Origin of the sequence: Novosphingobium sp. MMS21-SN21R, assembly GCF_031846015.1 — a bacterium.
Lineage (GTDB): Bacteria > Pseudomonadota > Alphaproteobacteria > Sphingomonadales > Sphingomonadaceae > Novosphingobium.
In genome coordinates, this window is the sequence record NZ_JAVRDU010000001.1 from 3,094,121 (window position 1) to 3,108,649 (window position 14,529).

Annotated in this window: 16 protein-coding genes; 11 read left to right on the forward strand and 5 right to left on the reverse strand. The window is 65.3% G+C overall.

Annotation, left to right across the window (positions count from 1 at the left end; translation table 11 throughout):
• Positions 1 to 52: 52 nt before the first annotated feature.
• From RM192_RS15035 to RM192_RS15045, 3 genes are all read left to right on the forward strand, one after another.
• Entirely contained in the window at positions 53 to 1,321 is a 1,269-nt protein-coding gene (locus RM192_RS15035; protein ID WP_311508371.1) for a Ppx/GppA family phosphatase, read from the forward strand.
• Positions 1,318 to 1,986, forward strand: coding sequence for an RlmE family RNA methyltransferase (locus RM192_RS15040; RefSeq protein ID WP_311508372.1), 669 nt, complete (start codon positions 1,318 to 1,320; stop codon positions 1,984 to 1,986). Before RM192_RS15035 ends, RM192_RS15040 begins: the two co-directional genes overlap by 4 nt.
• A gap of 116 nt (positions 1,987 to 2,102) precedes the next feature.
• Positions 2,103 to 2,528 carry a surface-adhesin E family protein gene (locus RM192_RS15045; RefSeq protein WP_311508373.1) on the forward strand — a complete coding sequence of 142 codons (426 nt, stop codon included), beginning with the start codon at positions 2,103 to 2,105 and terminating at the stop codon, positions 2,526 to 2,528.
• A gap of 6 nt (positions 2,529 to 2,534) precedes the next feature.
• On the opposite strand, the gene RM192_RS15050 is transcribed toward RM192_RS15045, so the two are convergent.
• The gene (locus tag RM192_RS15050; RefSeq protein ID WP_311508374.1) at positions 2,535 to 2,921 is read right to left on the reverse strand and encodes a hypothetical protein; all 387 of its coding nucleotides are present in this window, start codon (positions 2,919 to 2,921) and stop codon (positions 2,535 to 2,537) included.
• Between the two features lie 150 nt (positions 2,922 to 3,071).
• On the reverse strand, positions 3,072 to 3,959 hold the full coding sequence (locus RM192_RS15055; protein ID WP_311508375.1) for a c-type cytochrome: 888 nt from the start codon (positions 3,957 to 3,959) through the stop codon (positions 3,072 to 3,074).
• A gap of 155 nt (positions 3,960 to 4,114) precedes the next feature.
• Here RM192_RS15055 and RM192_RS15060 point away from each other — a divergent pair, with 155 nt between their 5' ends.
• Genes RM192_RS15060 through RM192_RS15090 form a run of 7 tightly spaced genes read left to right on the forward strand, consistent with a single transcriptional unit; the run spans position 4,115 to position 11,299 of the window.
• Positions 4,115 to 5,005 carry a prephenate dehydratase gene (locus RM192_RS15060; protein ID WP_311508642.1) on the forward strand — a complete coding sequence of 297 codons (891 nt, stop codon included), beginning with the start codon at positions 4,115 to 4,117 and terminating at the stop codon, positions 5,003 to 5,005.
• Between the two features lie 41 nt (positions 5,006 to 5,046).
• Entirely contained in the window at positions 5,047 to 5,709 is a 663-nt protein-coding gene (locus tag RM192_RS15065) for a DUF4129 domain-containing protein (protein WP_311508377.1), read from the forward strand.
• On the forward strand, positions 5,706 to 6,986 hold the full coding sequence (locus tag RM192_RS15070) for a DUF4350 domain-containing protein (RefSeq protein ID WP_311508378.1): 1,281 nt from the start codon (positions 5,706 to 5,708) through the stop codon (positions 6,984 to 6,986). The genes RM192_RS15065 and RM192_RS15070 overlap by 4 nt, the downstream gene beginning before the upstream one ends.
• Positions 6,987 to 6,991: 5 nt before the next feature.
• Positions 6,992 to 7,948, forward strand: a complete 957-nt coding sequence (locus tag RM192_RS15075; RefSeq protein ID WP_311508643.1) for a MoxR family ATPase — start codon at positions 6,992 to 6,994, stop codon at positions 7,946 to 7,948.
• On the forward strand, positions 7,945 to 9,273 hold the full coding sequence (locus RM192_RS15080) for a DUF58 domain-containing protein (protein ID WP_311508379.1): 1,329 nt from the start codon (positions 7,945 to 7,947) through the stop codon (positions 9,271 to 9,273). Before RM192_RS15075 ends, RM192_RS15080 begins: the two co-directional genes overlap by 4 nt.
• 2 nt (positions 9,274 to 9,275) lie before the next feature.
• Positions 9,276 to 10,340: a stage II sporulation protein M gene (locus tag RM192_RS15085; protein WP_311508380.1), complete on the forward strand. Its 1,065-nt coding sequence runs from the start codon at positions 9,276 to 9,278 to the stop codon at positions 10,338 to 10,340.
• Positions 10,340 to 11,299 (forward strand): RDD family protein, encoded by a 960-nt coding sequence (locus RM192_RS15090; RefSeq protein WP_311508381.1) that lies wholly within the window; start codon positions 10,340 to 10,342, stop codon positions 11,297 to 11,299. Before RM192_RS15085 ends, RM192_RS15090 begins: the two co-directional genes overlap by 1 nt.
• 75 nt (positions 11,300 to 11,374) lie before the next feature.
• Here RM192_RS15090 and RM192_RS15095 read toward each other — a convergent pair whose 3' ends face one another.
• Positions 11,375 to 11,809 carry a hypothetical protein gene (locus tag RM192_RS15095; protein WP_311508382.1) on the reverse strand — a complete coding sequence of 145 codons (435 nt, stop codon included), beginning with the start codon at positions 11,807 to 11,809 and terminating at the stop codon, positions 11,375 to 11,377.
• A gap of 233 nt (positions 11,810 to 12,042) precedes the next feature.
• Between RM192_RS15095 and RM192_RS15100 the strand changes: the two genes are divergently transcribed.
• On the forward strand, positions 12,043 to 12,510 hold the full coding sequence (locus RM192_RS15100) for a GNAT family N-acetyltransferase (protein ID WP_311508383.1): 468 nt from the start codon (positions 12,043 to 12,045) through the stop codon (positions 12,508 to 12,510).
• A gap of 105 nt (positions 12,511 to 12,615) precedes the next feature.
• Here RM192_RS15100 and RM192_RS15105 read toward each other — a convergent pair whose 3' ends face one another.
• Complete coding sequence (locus tag RM192_RS15105; RefSeq protein WP_311505856.1) at positions 12,616 to 13,545, reverse strand: electron transfer flavoprotein subunit alpha/FixB family protein; 930 nt, start codon at positions 13,543 to 13,545, stop codon at positions 12,616 to 12,618.
• Positions 13,546 to 13,653: 108 nt separating this feature from the next.
• Complete coding sequence (locus tag RM192_RS15110) at positions 13,654 to 14,400, reverse strand: electron transfer flavoprotein subunit beta/FixA family protein (RefSeq protein ID WP_311505855.1); 747 nt, start codon at positions 14,398 to 14,400, stop codon at positions 13,654 to 13,656.
• Positions 14,401 to 14,529: the final 129 nt, after the last annotated feature.

Here is a 14,529-nt window from a genome sequence, read left to right on the forward strand (position 1 = left end):
AAGTACCCGGCAGGCATCACGCGGCACGGGAAAACATAAGCGAATACGATTCATGGCGGAGACCAATCCGCCGGCCAGTGGGCATAGTGTGCGATCCGGCAGGAAGAAGGGGCGAGGCAAGCCCCGACCGCCTAAGAGCAATGCCGGGAGCCCGTTCCCGCCCAAGTCCGCCGGCAAGACCAGGCCGCCCGCACCTTTGGGCGGTGACGTGCAGGAAACGATGGCCGCGCCGCCTTGCGCAGCCGAAATCACAGCAACGCCTGCGCCCACGCTCGAACGCCCGCCCACCTGGCAGAAGCCGCTTCCTCATCACCGGCAGGCCTATGCCGCGATCGATCTTGGCACCAACAACTGCCGCTTGCTGATTGCCCGGCCTTCCGGTGAGCACTTCGTGGTGATCGATGCGTTCAGCCGCGTCGTCCGGCTGGGCGAGGGCCTTGCGCAGACCGGGCGGCTTTCGGATGCGGCAATGGACCGCGCGCTGGCCGCGCTGCACGTCTGTGCCGACAAGCTGCGCAAGCGCAACGTCCACCTCGCCCGCTCGGTGGCGACCGAGGCCTGCCGCCGCGCCAGCAACGGGGCCGATTTCATTCAGCGTGTGCGCGATGAAACCGGCATTCGCCTCAACATCATCACCGCGCAGGAAGAAGCGCGCCTCGCCGTGCTCGGCTGCCACATCCTGCTCGAACAGGGCGATGGCCCGGCGATGATCTTCGACATCGGCGGCGGATCGACCGAGATGGTGCTGGTAGAAACCGGCGAGACTGTCCCGCGCATCGTCGATTGGCAATCGGCACCATGGGGCGTCGTCTCACTGACCGAAAGTGTCGGCCCGATTGAGGACTCCCCCGAGGCCCGTGCCCATGCCTATGCCGAAATGCGCCGCCGCGTGGACGAAGGGTTTGCCGATTTCGCGCAGCGCGTCGCCCCGGTGCGCGACGAGGCGCGCGACATGGGCCTGATCCGTCTGCTCGGCACCAGCGGCACGGTGACCACGCTCGCCAGCCTCCATCTGGAACTGCCGCAGTATGACAGGCGCGCGGTAGACGGGCTCGTCGTGCCCTCCGATTCGATGCGCGACATCAGCCGCCGCCTGTCGCAGATGTCGCCCGCCGAACGGATCGCACTGCCCTGCATCGGGCGCGAACGCTCCGATCTCGTAGTGGCAGGCTGCGCCATCCTCGAATCGATTCTGGCGATCTGGCCGGCCGAACGGCTGGGCATCGCTGACCGCGGGATACGCGAAGGCATCCTGCGCAGCCTTATGGCCGGCGGAGCCGATCCGGCACGCGCGCCACACCAACGGAACCATGCCGCATGAGCCGCTCAGGCAAAGACCCGCACGAACGCTTGCGCACCGCCAAGAAGCGCACGGCATCCTCGTCGCGCTGGCTCACGCGCCAGATCAACGATCCATATGTGAAGCAGGCCCGCGCCGAAGGCTGGCGAAGCCGCGCCGCCTTCAAGCTCATCGAACTCGACGAGAAGTTTGGCCTGCTACGCGGTGCACAGCGCGTGGTCGACCTCGGCATTGCGCCCGGCGGCTGGAGCCAGGTCGTTCGCAAGAAGAACCCCGGCGCCAAAGTCGTGGGCATCGATCTGTTGCCGACCGAGCCGATCGAGGGCGTAATCATCTTCGAGATGGACTTCATGGCCGACGAGGCCCCCGCTGCGCTGCAGGGCGCGCTGGACGGGCCGCCCGACCTTGTCGTGTCAGACATGGCCGCCAACACCGTTGGTCACAAGCAGACCGACCACTTGCGCACGATGGGCCTTGTGGAAACGGCGGTGGACTTTGCCATCACCACTCTCGCGCCCGGCGGGGCGTTCGTGGCAAAGGTGTTTGCGGGCGGCACCGATGCAGAGCTGCTGACGATCCTCAAGAAGAACTTCACCACGGTGAAGCACGCCAAGCCACCATCGAGCCGAAAGGACTCGTCCGAGTGGTACGTGATCGCGCAAGGCTTCAAGGGGCGGGCCGAATAGGACGTTAGGTTGTCCCGCGCGTTGTGTCGCATCGCGGGACTGAGGGCAAACACGTAGCTGGCGCAGGTGCGCGGGATGGTTATCGAAACCTTACCCGCATGTTCTGGAGCCACCCGATGACCCCGTTTCGCAAAGTTCTGCTCCCTTTTGCACTCCTCGGCTTCTCAGGCGGGGCACTGGCGCAAGGGTGGAGCGCAGGCTGGAGAGTCGTCGGTGTCGCACAGGATCGCACCGAAGTGCTGGTCCGGCGCGAATCGGTGCGTGAATTGCCGCCGACCGAAGCGCGTACCTTTCAGGTACGGCAAGTCTGGGCAGGATTCGACTTTGCCATGGCAACAGGCCTCGACACCGGACGGCGCATAGTGCTGCTCCAGTATGATTGCGTCGGTCGCCGCGCCCTTGTCGCCGCCTCGACCGACTATGCCAGCGATGGTGCCGTACTTGCGCGAAACGCGGTAACAACCGACGGAGCCGACCAGTACGAGCCGGTGGAACCCGACACTCTCGGGGCAACGATCATGGCCGAGGCTTGTCTCGCCTGAACCGGATCATTGCACTGGAACTGCCCGCGCCGCGTTCCAGTTAAACAGGAAATTGCGCTGCTCGGCCCAGGTCTGCCCCTCCACCCGGTCACCAACAAGACAGGCTGCCGTGTGGTACGGCCCTGCCCCATCGGTCGTACGGAAACTGACGCAAGTGCGGCCGCGATCGGTCTTCCAGCGTCCAGCCAGAATCTCGCTTTCGTAGAAGCTGCCCGTCACGGTTCCGCCGGGCTGGAGCGCCAGCACCATCGGCTTTGTGTAAGGCTGGGCGGGATCAGTAGATAGATCGACGGTCCAGGTCCCGTCGAGAGTCATGGCCGGGGCGGACGGTGCTGCACAAACGGGGGCGGCAATGGCGGACAAGGCCAGCGGCAAGGCAACGATCAAGCGCATGGAATAGGCTCCTGGCATCGGGCGGACTTAGGGTCAGGACCTAGTGTGCGCGACAGTCTCGGCACCTGCAACAAGCACGATCGGCCATGTGAAAAGGGCGCCCGGATTGCTCCGAACGCCCTGTCGTGTTTCAGCCTAAGCCGAAGAAGCCTACTTCTTCGTATTGAGGTACGCGATCACGTCCGCGCGCTGTTGCGCATCGGGCAGGCCTGCGAAGGTCATCTTGGTGCCAGCTGCGAACTTGGCAGGACCAAGCAGCCAAGCGTCGAGCGTAGCATCATCCCAGACGCCGCCCTTGGCCTTCAGCGCATCCGAGAACGCATAGCCGCCGCGGTCGCCTGCAACCTTTTCACCGGCGACAGCCCACAGATTCGGACCGATACCGTTGGCACCGCCCTGATCGATGGTGTGGCAGGCCTTGCACTTGGCGAAAGTCGCTTCACCCTTGGCAGCGTCACCGACCACGGCAACGGCAGCAGGAGCCGCGCCAGCCGCAGGCGCCGCAACCGGCGCAGGCAATGGCAGGTTGGTGCCGAGCGAATTGAGATAGAGAATGACGTTGGCGCGGTCCTGCGCCTTGGGCAGGCCAGCGAACGACATCTTGGTGCCATCGGCATAGGCCTTGGGATTCTTCAGCCACGCATCAAGGTTGGCAAAGTCCCAGTTTCCGCCCTTGGCCTTCAGCGCGTCGGAGAACGCGTATCCACCCCGGCCCGCTGCAGCGGCTTCGCCCACTACGCCATAGAGATTCGGGCCGATGCCGTTGGCGCCGCCCTGTTCGGCCGTGTGGCAGGCCTTGCACTTGGCAAAGATCGCCTCGCCAGCCTTCACATCGCCAGCGGCGAGCAGATTCGGCAGAGGCAGATCGGCTGCAGCAGCGCCGCCTTCTTCCTCTACGCCTTCGATCGCATAGCCCATCTGCTCAGGGCGATGTTCCTTGTCTGCCAGGAAGTAGTGGGCCGAAAGACTGGAAAGTCCCAGAGCCACGATGCCCCCGAACAAGGTCCACCCGGCGATGGTGTTGAAACGATCGTCCATTTACGAGCCCCATTGGCGCACGCCGACACCCTGCCGGCCCCCGCGCGAGTTGCGGCACGCTCTAGTGAGCGGCCCGCCGCAGCGCAAGATGCTTTGACACCCAAAAGTAATGTCACTTGCCGCAAATGGCGCAGAAGCCTAATCGCGCGGGCATCATGCAGAGCTATCCCGCCCCCGCGCTCGTCCTTGTCGAGCAGATGGCCGCCGCCGCCAAGGCCGATCCGCCGCGCGCCGTATCGTTTCAGGGCGCACCCGGTGCGAACTCGCACCGGGCCGCGCTAGAGGCCTTGCCGGATTGTCTCCCGCTGCCCTGCTTCTCGTTCGAGGATGCCTTGGACGCAGTGAAGGAAGGCCGCGCAGGGCAGGCGATCATCCCGATCGAGAACTCGCAGCATGGCCGAGTGGCGGACATCCACTTCCTTTTGCCGGAAAGCGGATTGTCGATCGTGGGGGAGCATTTTCTCGAAATCCACGCCAGCCTGATGGCGCTGGGCGATGGTCCCTTCACCGCAGCCTACAGCCACCCGCAGGCGCTGGGGCAATCGCGCTTCTACTTGCGGGAACGTGGCATCGTGCCGATGAGCTATGCCGATACGGCGGGCGCGGCGGCTTATGTCGCGGAACTTGGCGATCCCACCGTCGCCGCCCTCGCGCCGCGCATCGCGGCGGATCTCTATGGCCTCAAGGTTATCGAGGACAATGTCGAGGACGCGCACGACAACACCACGCGCTTCGTGATTCTGGCAAAAACACCGCTCGAACCCGCCAGGATCACCGTCCCGGCGATGACCACCTTCGTGTTCGAGGTGCGCAACATTCCCGCCGCGCTCTACAAGGCGCTTGGCGGCTTCGCCACCAACGGCGTCAACATGACCAAGCTGGAAAGCTACCAGCGCGGGGCGAGCTTTGCCGCGACCGAATTTTTCGCCGACATCGTCGGGGCGCCCGGCGATCCGGCTGTCGATCGCGCGTTTGACGAACTCGGCTATTTTGCCAAGCGACTTCGCATGCTCGGCACCTACCCGATGGAGCGTATCCGGGGCTAGTTGGGCTTGCCCGATTCAGGCCCGCATGCAACGAAGAGCGGGTGACGGCACCTGCGGCGGCAAATACGGCAACGAACGACGCTGCAGCGGCTGATGCCGCGTGGCGCGCCATGCGCGATGCGGGCGATATCCAGTTCGCCCCGGTCCCTCCTGATCCGGTGCCGGTGACGCCCGAATGGTTGAAGGCGCTTGGCCGCTTTCTCGAATGGCTGCTCTCCCCGCTGGGCCGCGTGCTGGGCGCAAGCTGGGGCTGGGTCGAACTCGCGCTGCTGATCGGCGCCGGCCTTTGCGTTCTATGGATCGCCTGGTCGCTGCTCTGGCCCCTGTGGCGCGAACGCAAGCGCCAAGGCAAGGTGGCCGCCCCCACCTGGACGCCCGCAAGAGAAGAGGCGCTGGCGCTGCTGGCGGATGCCGACGCCTTGGCCGCGCAAGGCCGTTTCGACGAAGCGGCGCACCTTTTGCTCAAGCGCAGTATCGGCCAGATCGCACGCGCCCGGCCTGACTGGCTCAGCCCTTCCAGCACCGCTCGTGAGATCGGCGGGCTTGCAGGCCTTCCCCATGCTGCGCGCGCCGCCTTCGCCGAAATCGCCGCCATGGTTGAACGCGCCCGCTACGCCCTGCGCGCACTCGATTCGGGCGATTGGGCCAAGGCGCGCGAGGCCTATGCCCGCTTTGCCATTGAACGGCTGGAGGCAGGGGCTTGAGCGCGCCTGAATCACCCTTCCCGCGCTCGACCGTGATCGGCATGCTGCTGGTCGGCGCACTGGCCTTCGTCGCGCTGCTCTGGTTCCTAGGCAACAGCACCGGCGGCAGCGGCAACAACGGTGGCGCACATGTCGGAGGGCATGGCCTCAACGGCTATGCGGGCCTTGCGAAAATGCTCGAAGCCGAAGGGCTCGACGTTGTCCGCCAGCGCAACCGGCGCAGTATCGAAACCCAGCCCGGCCTGCTGATCCTGACCCCGCCCACCGAAGCCGACGGCAAGGAGATCGCCAAAGTGGTCGAGGCGCGGCGCTATGTCGGGCCGACGCTGGTAGTACTGCCGAAATGGTTCGCGATGGGGATCAACTCGAAGAAGGCCAAGCGCGGCTGGGTGCAGATTCTCAACACCAGCGCGCCCGAGTGGAAGGGCTTTGCCGACACTGTGACGGTCGACATCGGGGGCGAGAAGGCCGCTCCGGTCGGTGGCTGGCGCGTGGGCACAAGACGCGGGATACTGCCTGATGACCGGCAGGTCGAAACCGGGTCGGGCAAGGGCCTCATCCCCATCGTCAATGCGGGCAACGGCAAGATCCTCGCCGCTTGGCTGGACGACGACGGCTACTATCCCGCGCTGAACGATCTGGCCGGAGTCGATCCCGATTATGGCGGTGAGGATGAAGACCGTTATCCCGTCGTATTGGTGTTCGAACCGGATCTGCTCGACAACTGGGGCCTTGCCGACAGGGACACCGCCTTGCTCGCCCGCGACCTCGTGCTGGCGACCGCCGACAATCGCGGCCAGCCGATCGCCTTTGACATGACATTCAACGGCTTTGGCGCCAGCCGCAACCTCCTGAAGCTGGCGTTCGAGCCGCCGTTCCTTGCCGCGACGCTATGCCTGCTGCTGGCCGCGCTCGCGGTGGCGTGGCGCGCGTTTCATCGCTTTGGCCCCGCGCTGCAGGGCGGGCCGGAGATCGCACACGGCAAGGCGGCGCTGGTGGCCAATGCAGCCGGGCTTATCCGCCGCGCGGGCCGCGTCCATCTTGTCGCCGCGCCCTATGCCGATGCCGCGCGCGAGCGGATCGCGCAGGCGCTCGGCTTGCCGCGCGGAAAATCGCCAGAAGACACCGAGGCAATGATCGACGCCGCGCAGGACCGCCGCGCCCTGCCCGGCCCGCGCTTTGCCGCCGCCGCCGCGCATCTGCGTTCGGCGCGCAAACCCCATGACCTGACCCGGCGCGCCGCCGTGATTCACCAGATCGAGAAGGACCTGACGTGAGCGAAATGACCCTTGAAGACCTTGGCGCGCTCGCCGCCCGCATCCGCGCAGAAGTGGGCAAGGCCGTGGTCGGGCAGGAAGAGGTGCTGGACCATCTCCTCGTCGCGCTGTTTGCGGGCGGGCACGTCCTGCTCGAAGGCCCGCCGGGCACCGCCAAGACATTCCTCGCACAGTGCCTCGCCGCCGCGTTGGGTCTGGATTTCGGCCGTATCCAGTTCACGCCCGACCTGATGCCGGGCGACATTCTCGGCTCGAACCTGTTCAACTTCCAGACCAGCCAGTTCACCCTGACGCGCGGGCCGATCTTCCACGAATTGCTGCTGGCGGACGAAATCAACCGCACCCCGCCCAAGACACAGGCCGCGCTATTGGAAGCGATGCAGGAACGCCGGGTAACGCTCGACGGCGAGGCACACGCCCTGTCCGACCGCTTCATGGTGGTCGCCACGCAAAATCCGATCGAGAGCCAGGGCGTCTATCCTCTGCCCGAAGCGCAGCTCGACCGCTTCCTGTTCAAGCTGCTGGTCGGCTACCCTTCCGCCGAGGAAGAGACCCGCATCGTCACCCGTTATGGCGACGGGCGCGGCGCGCCCAAGCCCGCCGAGATGGGCATCGCGGCAGTGACGGACAGCGCGGAACTCGCCTGCGCCAACAGTGCCGTCGCCAGTGTGACGCTCGCCGACTCAATCGTCGATTACGTGGTGCGGCTGGTGCGCGCCACGCGCGAAACGGGTGACCTCGTGGCAGGCGCCTCGCCCCGCGCCGCCGTGCTGCTGGCAGGGGCTGCGAGGGCGCGGGCCGCGCTCGATGGGCGCAGCTACGTGATCCCCGACGACGTCAAGGCGCTCGCCACGGCGGTCCTGCGCCACCGCCTGCTGCTCAGCCCCGCTGCCGAGATCGAGGGCAAGCAGGTCGAGGCGATTGTCGCGGCTCTGGTCGAAGGCACGGAAGCCCCGCGTTGAACCGTCCCGCCGCCTTGCTGCCCACGCGGCGCGCGGTGCTGATCGTCGCGGGCCTCGCCCCGCTGGCGCTGCTCCTTGCAGCCGCCGCACCTGGCGCATGGATCGCCGCGCCCGCACTCGGTGGCGCGCTGCTCGTGCTGGTGTTGCTCGACGGCCTCTTTGCCGGTGCGCTGGAAGACGTGCGCGTGATCGTGCCTGCCGATGCCGAAGTGGGCGAGGAGGCGACGCTCACTGTGCTCGCCGATCTGGTGCGCGCAGGCTCACGCGTCCGCCCCGAAGCCGCGTTGGCCTGCGACCCCAGGCTCGCCCCCGGCGGGCGCGTTGAACTCACGTTGGCACCCGCAAACGAGGCATGGAGCGGTACGGCACCCTTGCGCCCCACCCGGCGCGGGACAGGTGCGGTTAGCCACGTCTGGCTGCGTTGGACCGGGCCGCTCGGCCTCGCCCATCGCCAGATCAGCCGTGTTTTGAGCGATTCCGTGCGCGTCTGGCCGAACATCGCTCCGGTGCGCAGCCCTGCTTTGCAGATCTTCCTGCGCGATGCCCAGTTCGGCCTGATCGCCAGGCGCATTCGCGGCGAAGGCACCGAATTCGAGGCGCTCGCAGAATACGAACCCGGCATGGATCGCCGCCGGATCGACTGGAAAAGTTCGGCCCGCCACGCCCGCCTCTTCGCCAAGGAATACGAGGTCGAGCGCAACAACCAGATCGTCTTCGCCTTCGATTGCGGTCAGGCGATGTGCGAACCGATCGAGGGCCTCCCGCGCATCGACCGCGCGGTGACGGCGGCGCTGACCACGGCCTACGTTGCGCTGAAAGCACAGGACCGGGTCGCCCTGTTCGGCTTTGCCGCGCGGCCCGAAGTGGCCACGCCCTTCGTCACTTCCAGCCGCGATTTTGCAAGGTTGCAACGCGCGGCGGCAGGGCTGGACTATCACCCCGGTGAACCGAACTTCACGCTCGCGCTGTCAACGCTCGCCGCGCGTCTTCAGCGCCGCTCGCTGATCGTGCTGTTCTCGGACTTTACCGACCCGACCAGCGCCGAACTGATGGTCGAGAATGTCGGACGCCTGGTCGAGCGTCATGTCGTGCTGTTCGTGGTCATGGCCGATGCCGACATGGCGCGGATCGTCTCCGCGCCGGTCACCGGCATGGAATCCGTGGCCGAGGCCGTCACCGCCGCCTCGCTGGTCCGCCAGCGCGCGCTGGTGCTCCAGCGCCTGCGCCATCTTGGCGTGCGCGTGATCGAAGCCCCGCACGACAGGATCGGCACGCGGCTGCTTGATGCATATCTCGCGATCAAGCGCGAAGGGAGGATCGGCTGACCATGGCATCCAGCGCACTGGCCCGGACGATCGGCGGATGGTTCACCAAGGCCCCGCAACAGGCCGTGGCGGCAGAACAGGCCGCGCTGCGGTCAGACCGGTTCCGACTGGAGCGCGAGGGTGACTGGACGCGGCTGGATGCCATCGTCACGCGCATGGAATCAGGCCGGATGCGCAAGCTTTCGGACGAAGACCTGCTCGCCCTGCCCGTGCTCTACCGCACGGCAGCGTCCAGCCTCTCGATCGCGCGTGAAACCTCGCTCGATGCGGCGCTGGTTGCCTATCTCGAAACATTGACCCAGCGCGCGTGGTTCCTCGTCTATGGCCCGCGCGCCTCTTTGTGGTCGTGGTTCAAACGTTTCCTCGGTGGCGAATGGAGCGCGGCGGTGCGTGGCCTCGGCTTCGACATTCTCGTCGCGCTGGCCTTGATGGTGGCGGGTGTGGCGGTGGGCTGGCTGCTCGTCGCCGCGAATCCTGAATGGTACTACGCCCTCGTCTCCAGCGGCTTTGCCGACGAGCGCGTGCCCGGCGCCAGCCGCGAGGTCTTGCATGGAACCTTGTTCGGCAATCAGGACCAGGACGGGATGAGCGTGTTTGCCGCCCAACTGTTCAGCAACAATGCGCGAGTCTCGATCCTGTGCTTCGCGCTGGGCTTTGCCTTTGGCCTGCCGACGATGTTGCTGCTGATTCAGAACACGGCGTTGCTGGGTGCGATGCTGTGGCTCTATCACGGACAGGGCCTGCTGCTCGATTTCATCGGCTGGCTCTCGATCCACGGCACCACCGAATTGTTCGCGATCCTGCTGGCGGGGGCATCGGGCATCCACATCGGGCGAGCCATGGCCTTTCCCGGCAATGCCTCGGTGCTCGACGCCGCTGCCACAGCAGGGCGGCGCGCAGCGCAAGTCATGACCGGCGTGGTGCTCATGCTGATCGTCGCTGCCATCCTTGAAGGCTTCGCTCGCCAGCTGGTCGATTCGACGCCCTCGCGGCTCACGGTGGGCGGCTTTATGCTGGTGGCATGGACCGGCTATTTCTTCGCGTTCCGGCGCGGAGGGAAGGCCTGATGGCCATCGCCCTCCCCTTCCGCAAGGGACGCGCCCCGCGCACGCCGCTCGACCACGAAGACCGGCGGCGTCGCATGGTGATCACACCCGAAGGCGTGCCGCTCCCCTTCCTCCTCGCTTCTCGCGGAGCGCGAGCGGCCGCGCTGTTCCTCGACCTTGCGATGATCGTCGGCGCAATGATCGGAATGACGCTTATCCTGATGAAAGTGGCCGAGGGCGTCGGGCTGGACGTCGAAGGCAAGAACCCGGCCGCTCATGCCATGCAAGCGCTTGGCGTGTTGTGGATCGTCGCGCTGTTCCTGTTCCGCAATGCCTGGTTCCTGTTTTTCGAACTGGGGGCACGCGGGGCCACGCCGGGCAAGCGCATCACCGGCATTCGCGTGGCGGCGCGGGCCAGCGGCAGTTCCGGCGCGCGGCTGACGACCGAAGCGGTGATCGCGCGCAATCTGGTACGTGACATCGAACTGTTCATGCCACTGGTCTTCTTCTTTTCAGCCTGGGCCGAAGGCAGCGACACCGACCTTGCCGGCTGGGCAGGCCTTGCGTGGTTCCTGATCTTCGCCTTCTTCCCGTTCTTCAACCGCGATAGGCTGCGCTGCGGCGATCTGATCGCCGGAACGTGGGTGGTCGAGGCACCCAAACGCAAGCTGGAGCAGGCGCTTTCGACGGGAACGGCAGCACGGGGAACCTCGGCCGAGACGGGCGCGCAGTACCGGTTCAGCGATGCCGACCTTGCCGTCTATGGCGAAATGGAACTGCAAGTGCTCGAACGCGTACTGCGCGACAGTCGCGAGGAAGCGATGCGCGACGTGGCCCAGACGATCTGCCGCAAGATTGGCTGGAGCGCCGGATCGGGTGACGAGCGCGCCTTTCTCGAAGCCTATTACGCACAGCTGCGGGCACGGCTGGAAACCGGCATGCGCTTCGGCAGGCGCAAGGCAAACAAGCACAGCTCCTGAAAGCCGGCCCGAGAGCGAGCCTGAGAACCGGAGCGCCGGAGTTGCCCGGCGTTCCTGCTCAAGTGTGCCTTGCGTTCAGTTCTTCCACTTCCAGGCGCGCAGCAACAGCCCGCCCATGACCTTGCGATACTTCGCCCGCTCGCCTGATGCCGTTTGCATCTGCGCGGCGGTCGAATTCATATAGGCATTGTAGGCCTTCTCGCGGGCTTCTTCCTGTGCGGGATCGGCAAACTTGCTGAACCGCGTCACGAGGTACATATCGGCCTCGCCAGGACGCTTGAATTCGTTGGTCTGGATCTCGTAGCCGGTGATCCAGCCCTGCTTCACCGCATAATCCTGGCCCTTGCGCCACATGCCAGCAAGGTGATTGGCATATTCCAGATCGTGGCCGTCATCGACCGAAATCATTGAAACACTGATGTAATCCCCGCCTACCAAGGGATAGTCCTGGGCAAGTACAGGGGAAGCGCCGGATAGTGCGAGCGCGCACAACAGCATCATGGTCTTCATGTGAGTCTCTCCCGAACAGCGGAGAGCTGAAATGCCCTCCGTCAGTTTTGCTTGCGTCGGGCGACCCATTATGGCTCGGCATCAAGTATCGCAGGGGGTGCGCCTTCGGACCCAGCGAGTCAAACGGTGAAATTTTCTGCTGTTCGGGCAAGGACGGTCTGCCCTGAACAGTATTGCCTCATATGCACTATAACTCGATAAGCTCTGTTGTCCGAACCGCAAAAGGGGAAAGCATGGATGGACTTTCGATCATCGAGGACGATCTCGAGGGCGACGCCATCAGGTCGTTGGTTTCATTCCATCTTTCAGGAATGCATGCCAGTTCACCTGCGTGCAAGGTGCATGCCCTGCCTGTCGAGCGACTGCGCCAGCCAGGCGTGACATTCTTTTCGGCCTGGGTGAGTGAGGCGCTCGCAGGCATGGGTGCCATCCGGGAACTGGATGCGCATCAGGGCGAACTCAAGTCCATGCGCGTGGCGCCTGAGTGGTTGGGCAAGGGTATCGGCGAAGCCGTCCTGCTCCACCTGCTCGCGGTGGCCCGCCAGCGCAGCTATAGTCGCGTCAGCCTCGAGACTGGCCAAGGCCCCGCCTTCGAGCCCGCCCTCGGACTCTACCGCAAGCACGGCTTCGTAAACTGCGAGGCTTTTGCGGACTATGTGCTCGACGATTTCAGCCAATGTCTGACGCTGGTGCTCGCCTGACAAACAAAAAAGGCCTCGCGTTTCGGCGGGGCCTTTTTGTGTTTGTGTTCAACGATGTTGGAGAGTTTTCCCGGGGAAACTCTCCAACACGCGGTGGTTTGTGGCTCAGAGCTTGCCGGTCAGTTCGGGCACCAGCGTGAACAGGTCGCCGACGAGGCCGAGGTCTGCGACCTGGAAGATCGGGGCGTCTTCGTCCTTGTTGATGGCGATGATGGTCTTGGAGTCCTTCATGCCCGCAAGATGCTGGATCGCGCCCGAGATGCCGACCGCGATATAGACTTCGGGAGCGACGATCTTGCCGGTCTGGCCGACCTGGTAGTCGTTGGGCACGTAGCCTGCGTCGACCGCCGCGCGGCTTGCACCGATGCCCGCGCCGAGCTTGTCCGCCAGCGGCGTGATGACCTGCTCGAACGTCGCGGCGTCCTTGAGCGCGCGGCCGCCCGAGACGATGATCTTGGCGCTGGTCAGTTCCGGACGCTCGGACTTGGCGATCTCGGCGCTGACGAAGCTGCTGAGGCCGCTGTCGGGGGTGGCGCTGACGGCTTCGACCGATGCACTGCCGCCGGTCGCGTCAGCCTTGGCAAAGGCGGTGCCGCGCACGGTGATCACCAGCTTGGCGTCGCTGCTTTCGACCGTGGCGATGGCGTTGCCGGCATAGATCGGGCGGGTGAACGTCCGGGGACCCTCGACCGAGAGGATGTCCGATACCTGCATCACGTCGAGCAGCGCGGCCACGCGCGGCGCGACGTTCTTGCCGGTGGTGGTGGCAGGCGCGACGAAGGCGTCGTAGTCCGCCATCAGGCTTGCCACCAGCGGCGCGAGGTTTTCCGCCAGCGCATTGGCGAGCGCCGCGTCATCAGCCTTGATGACCTTGGCAACGCCTGCGATCTGCGCGGCAGCCTGCGCGGCGCCGTCACAATCCGCGCCTGCGACCAGCGCGGTCACTTCGCCAAGCTGGCTGGCAGCGGTGACGGCGGCCAGTGTGGCATCCTTGACCGATGCGTTGTCGTGTTCGACCAGAACCAGTGTCTTCATCTGTCTATCCTCTGATCCGTTCGTCCTGAGCCTGTCGAAGGACGCGGGCAAGGCGTGCGGGCTTCGACAAGCTCAGCCCGAACGGGGAATGGGGGAACGGGGCAGCCCTCAGGCTACGCCCATTTCCTTGAGCTTGGCGACCAGCGCATCGACGTCGGCGACCTTGATCCCGGCGCTGCGCACCGGCGGTTCGCTTACCGTCAGCGTCTTGAGCCGCGGCGCGGTGTCGACGCCGTAATCGGCGGGCGTCTTGTTCGCCAAGGGCTTGGACTTGGCCTTCATGATGTTGGGCAGGCTTGCATAGCGCGGCTCGTTCAGGCGCAAGTCGGTGGTGACCACCGCAGGCAGCGCCAGCTTCACCGTCTGCAGACCCCCGTCGATCTCGCGCTTGACCACGACCGCATCGCCCTCAACCGTAATCTCGTTGGCAAAGGTGCCCTGCGGACGCCCGAGCAATGCCGCGACCATCTGGCCGACCTGGTTCGAATCGTCGTCGATCGCCTGCTTGCCGGTGATGATCAGGCCCGGAGCCTCTTCGCCGGCGATGCCCGCAATGATCTTGGCCACCGCCAGCGGCTCGACCTCGTCGTCGCTCATCACCAGAATCGCCCGGTCCGCGCCCATCGCCAGCGCCGTGCGCAGCGTCTCCTGCGCCTTCTGCGGACCCACCGAAACCGCCACGATCTCGGTCACAACGCCCTTCTCCTTCAGGCGAATGGCTTCCTCGACCGCAATCTCGTCAAACGGGTTCATGCTCATCTTCACGTTCGCAAGATCAACACCAGAACCGTCGCTCTTCACGCGAGGCTTCACGTTGTAATCTATCACGCGCTTCACGCAGACCAGGGCTTTCATCGCCAAGCGTCCTTTCCTCAAAACCAGTTAGCGCGGCATAATTCGCGCTTACGTAAACGTCAACCGCCCAAAGGGAGGGGCTGGCCTGATGCAAAAAGGGGCGCCGGTTGCCCAGCGCCCCTTTGATCT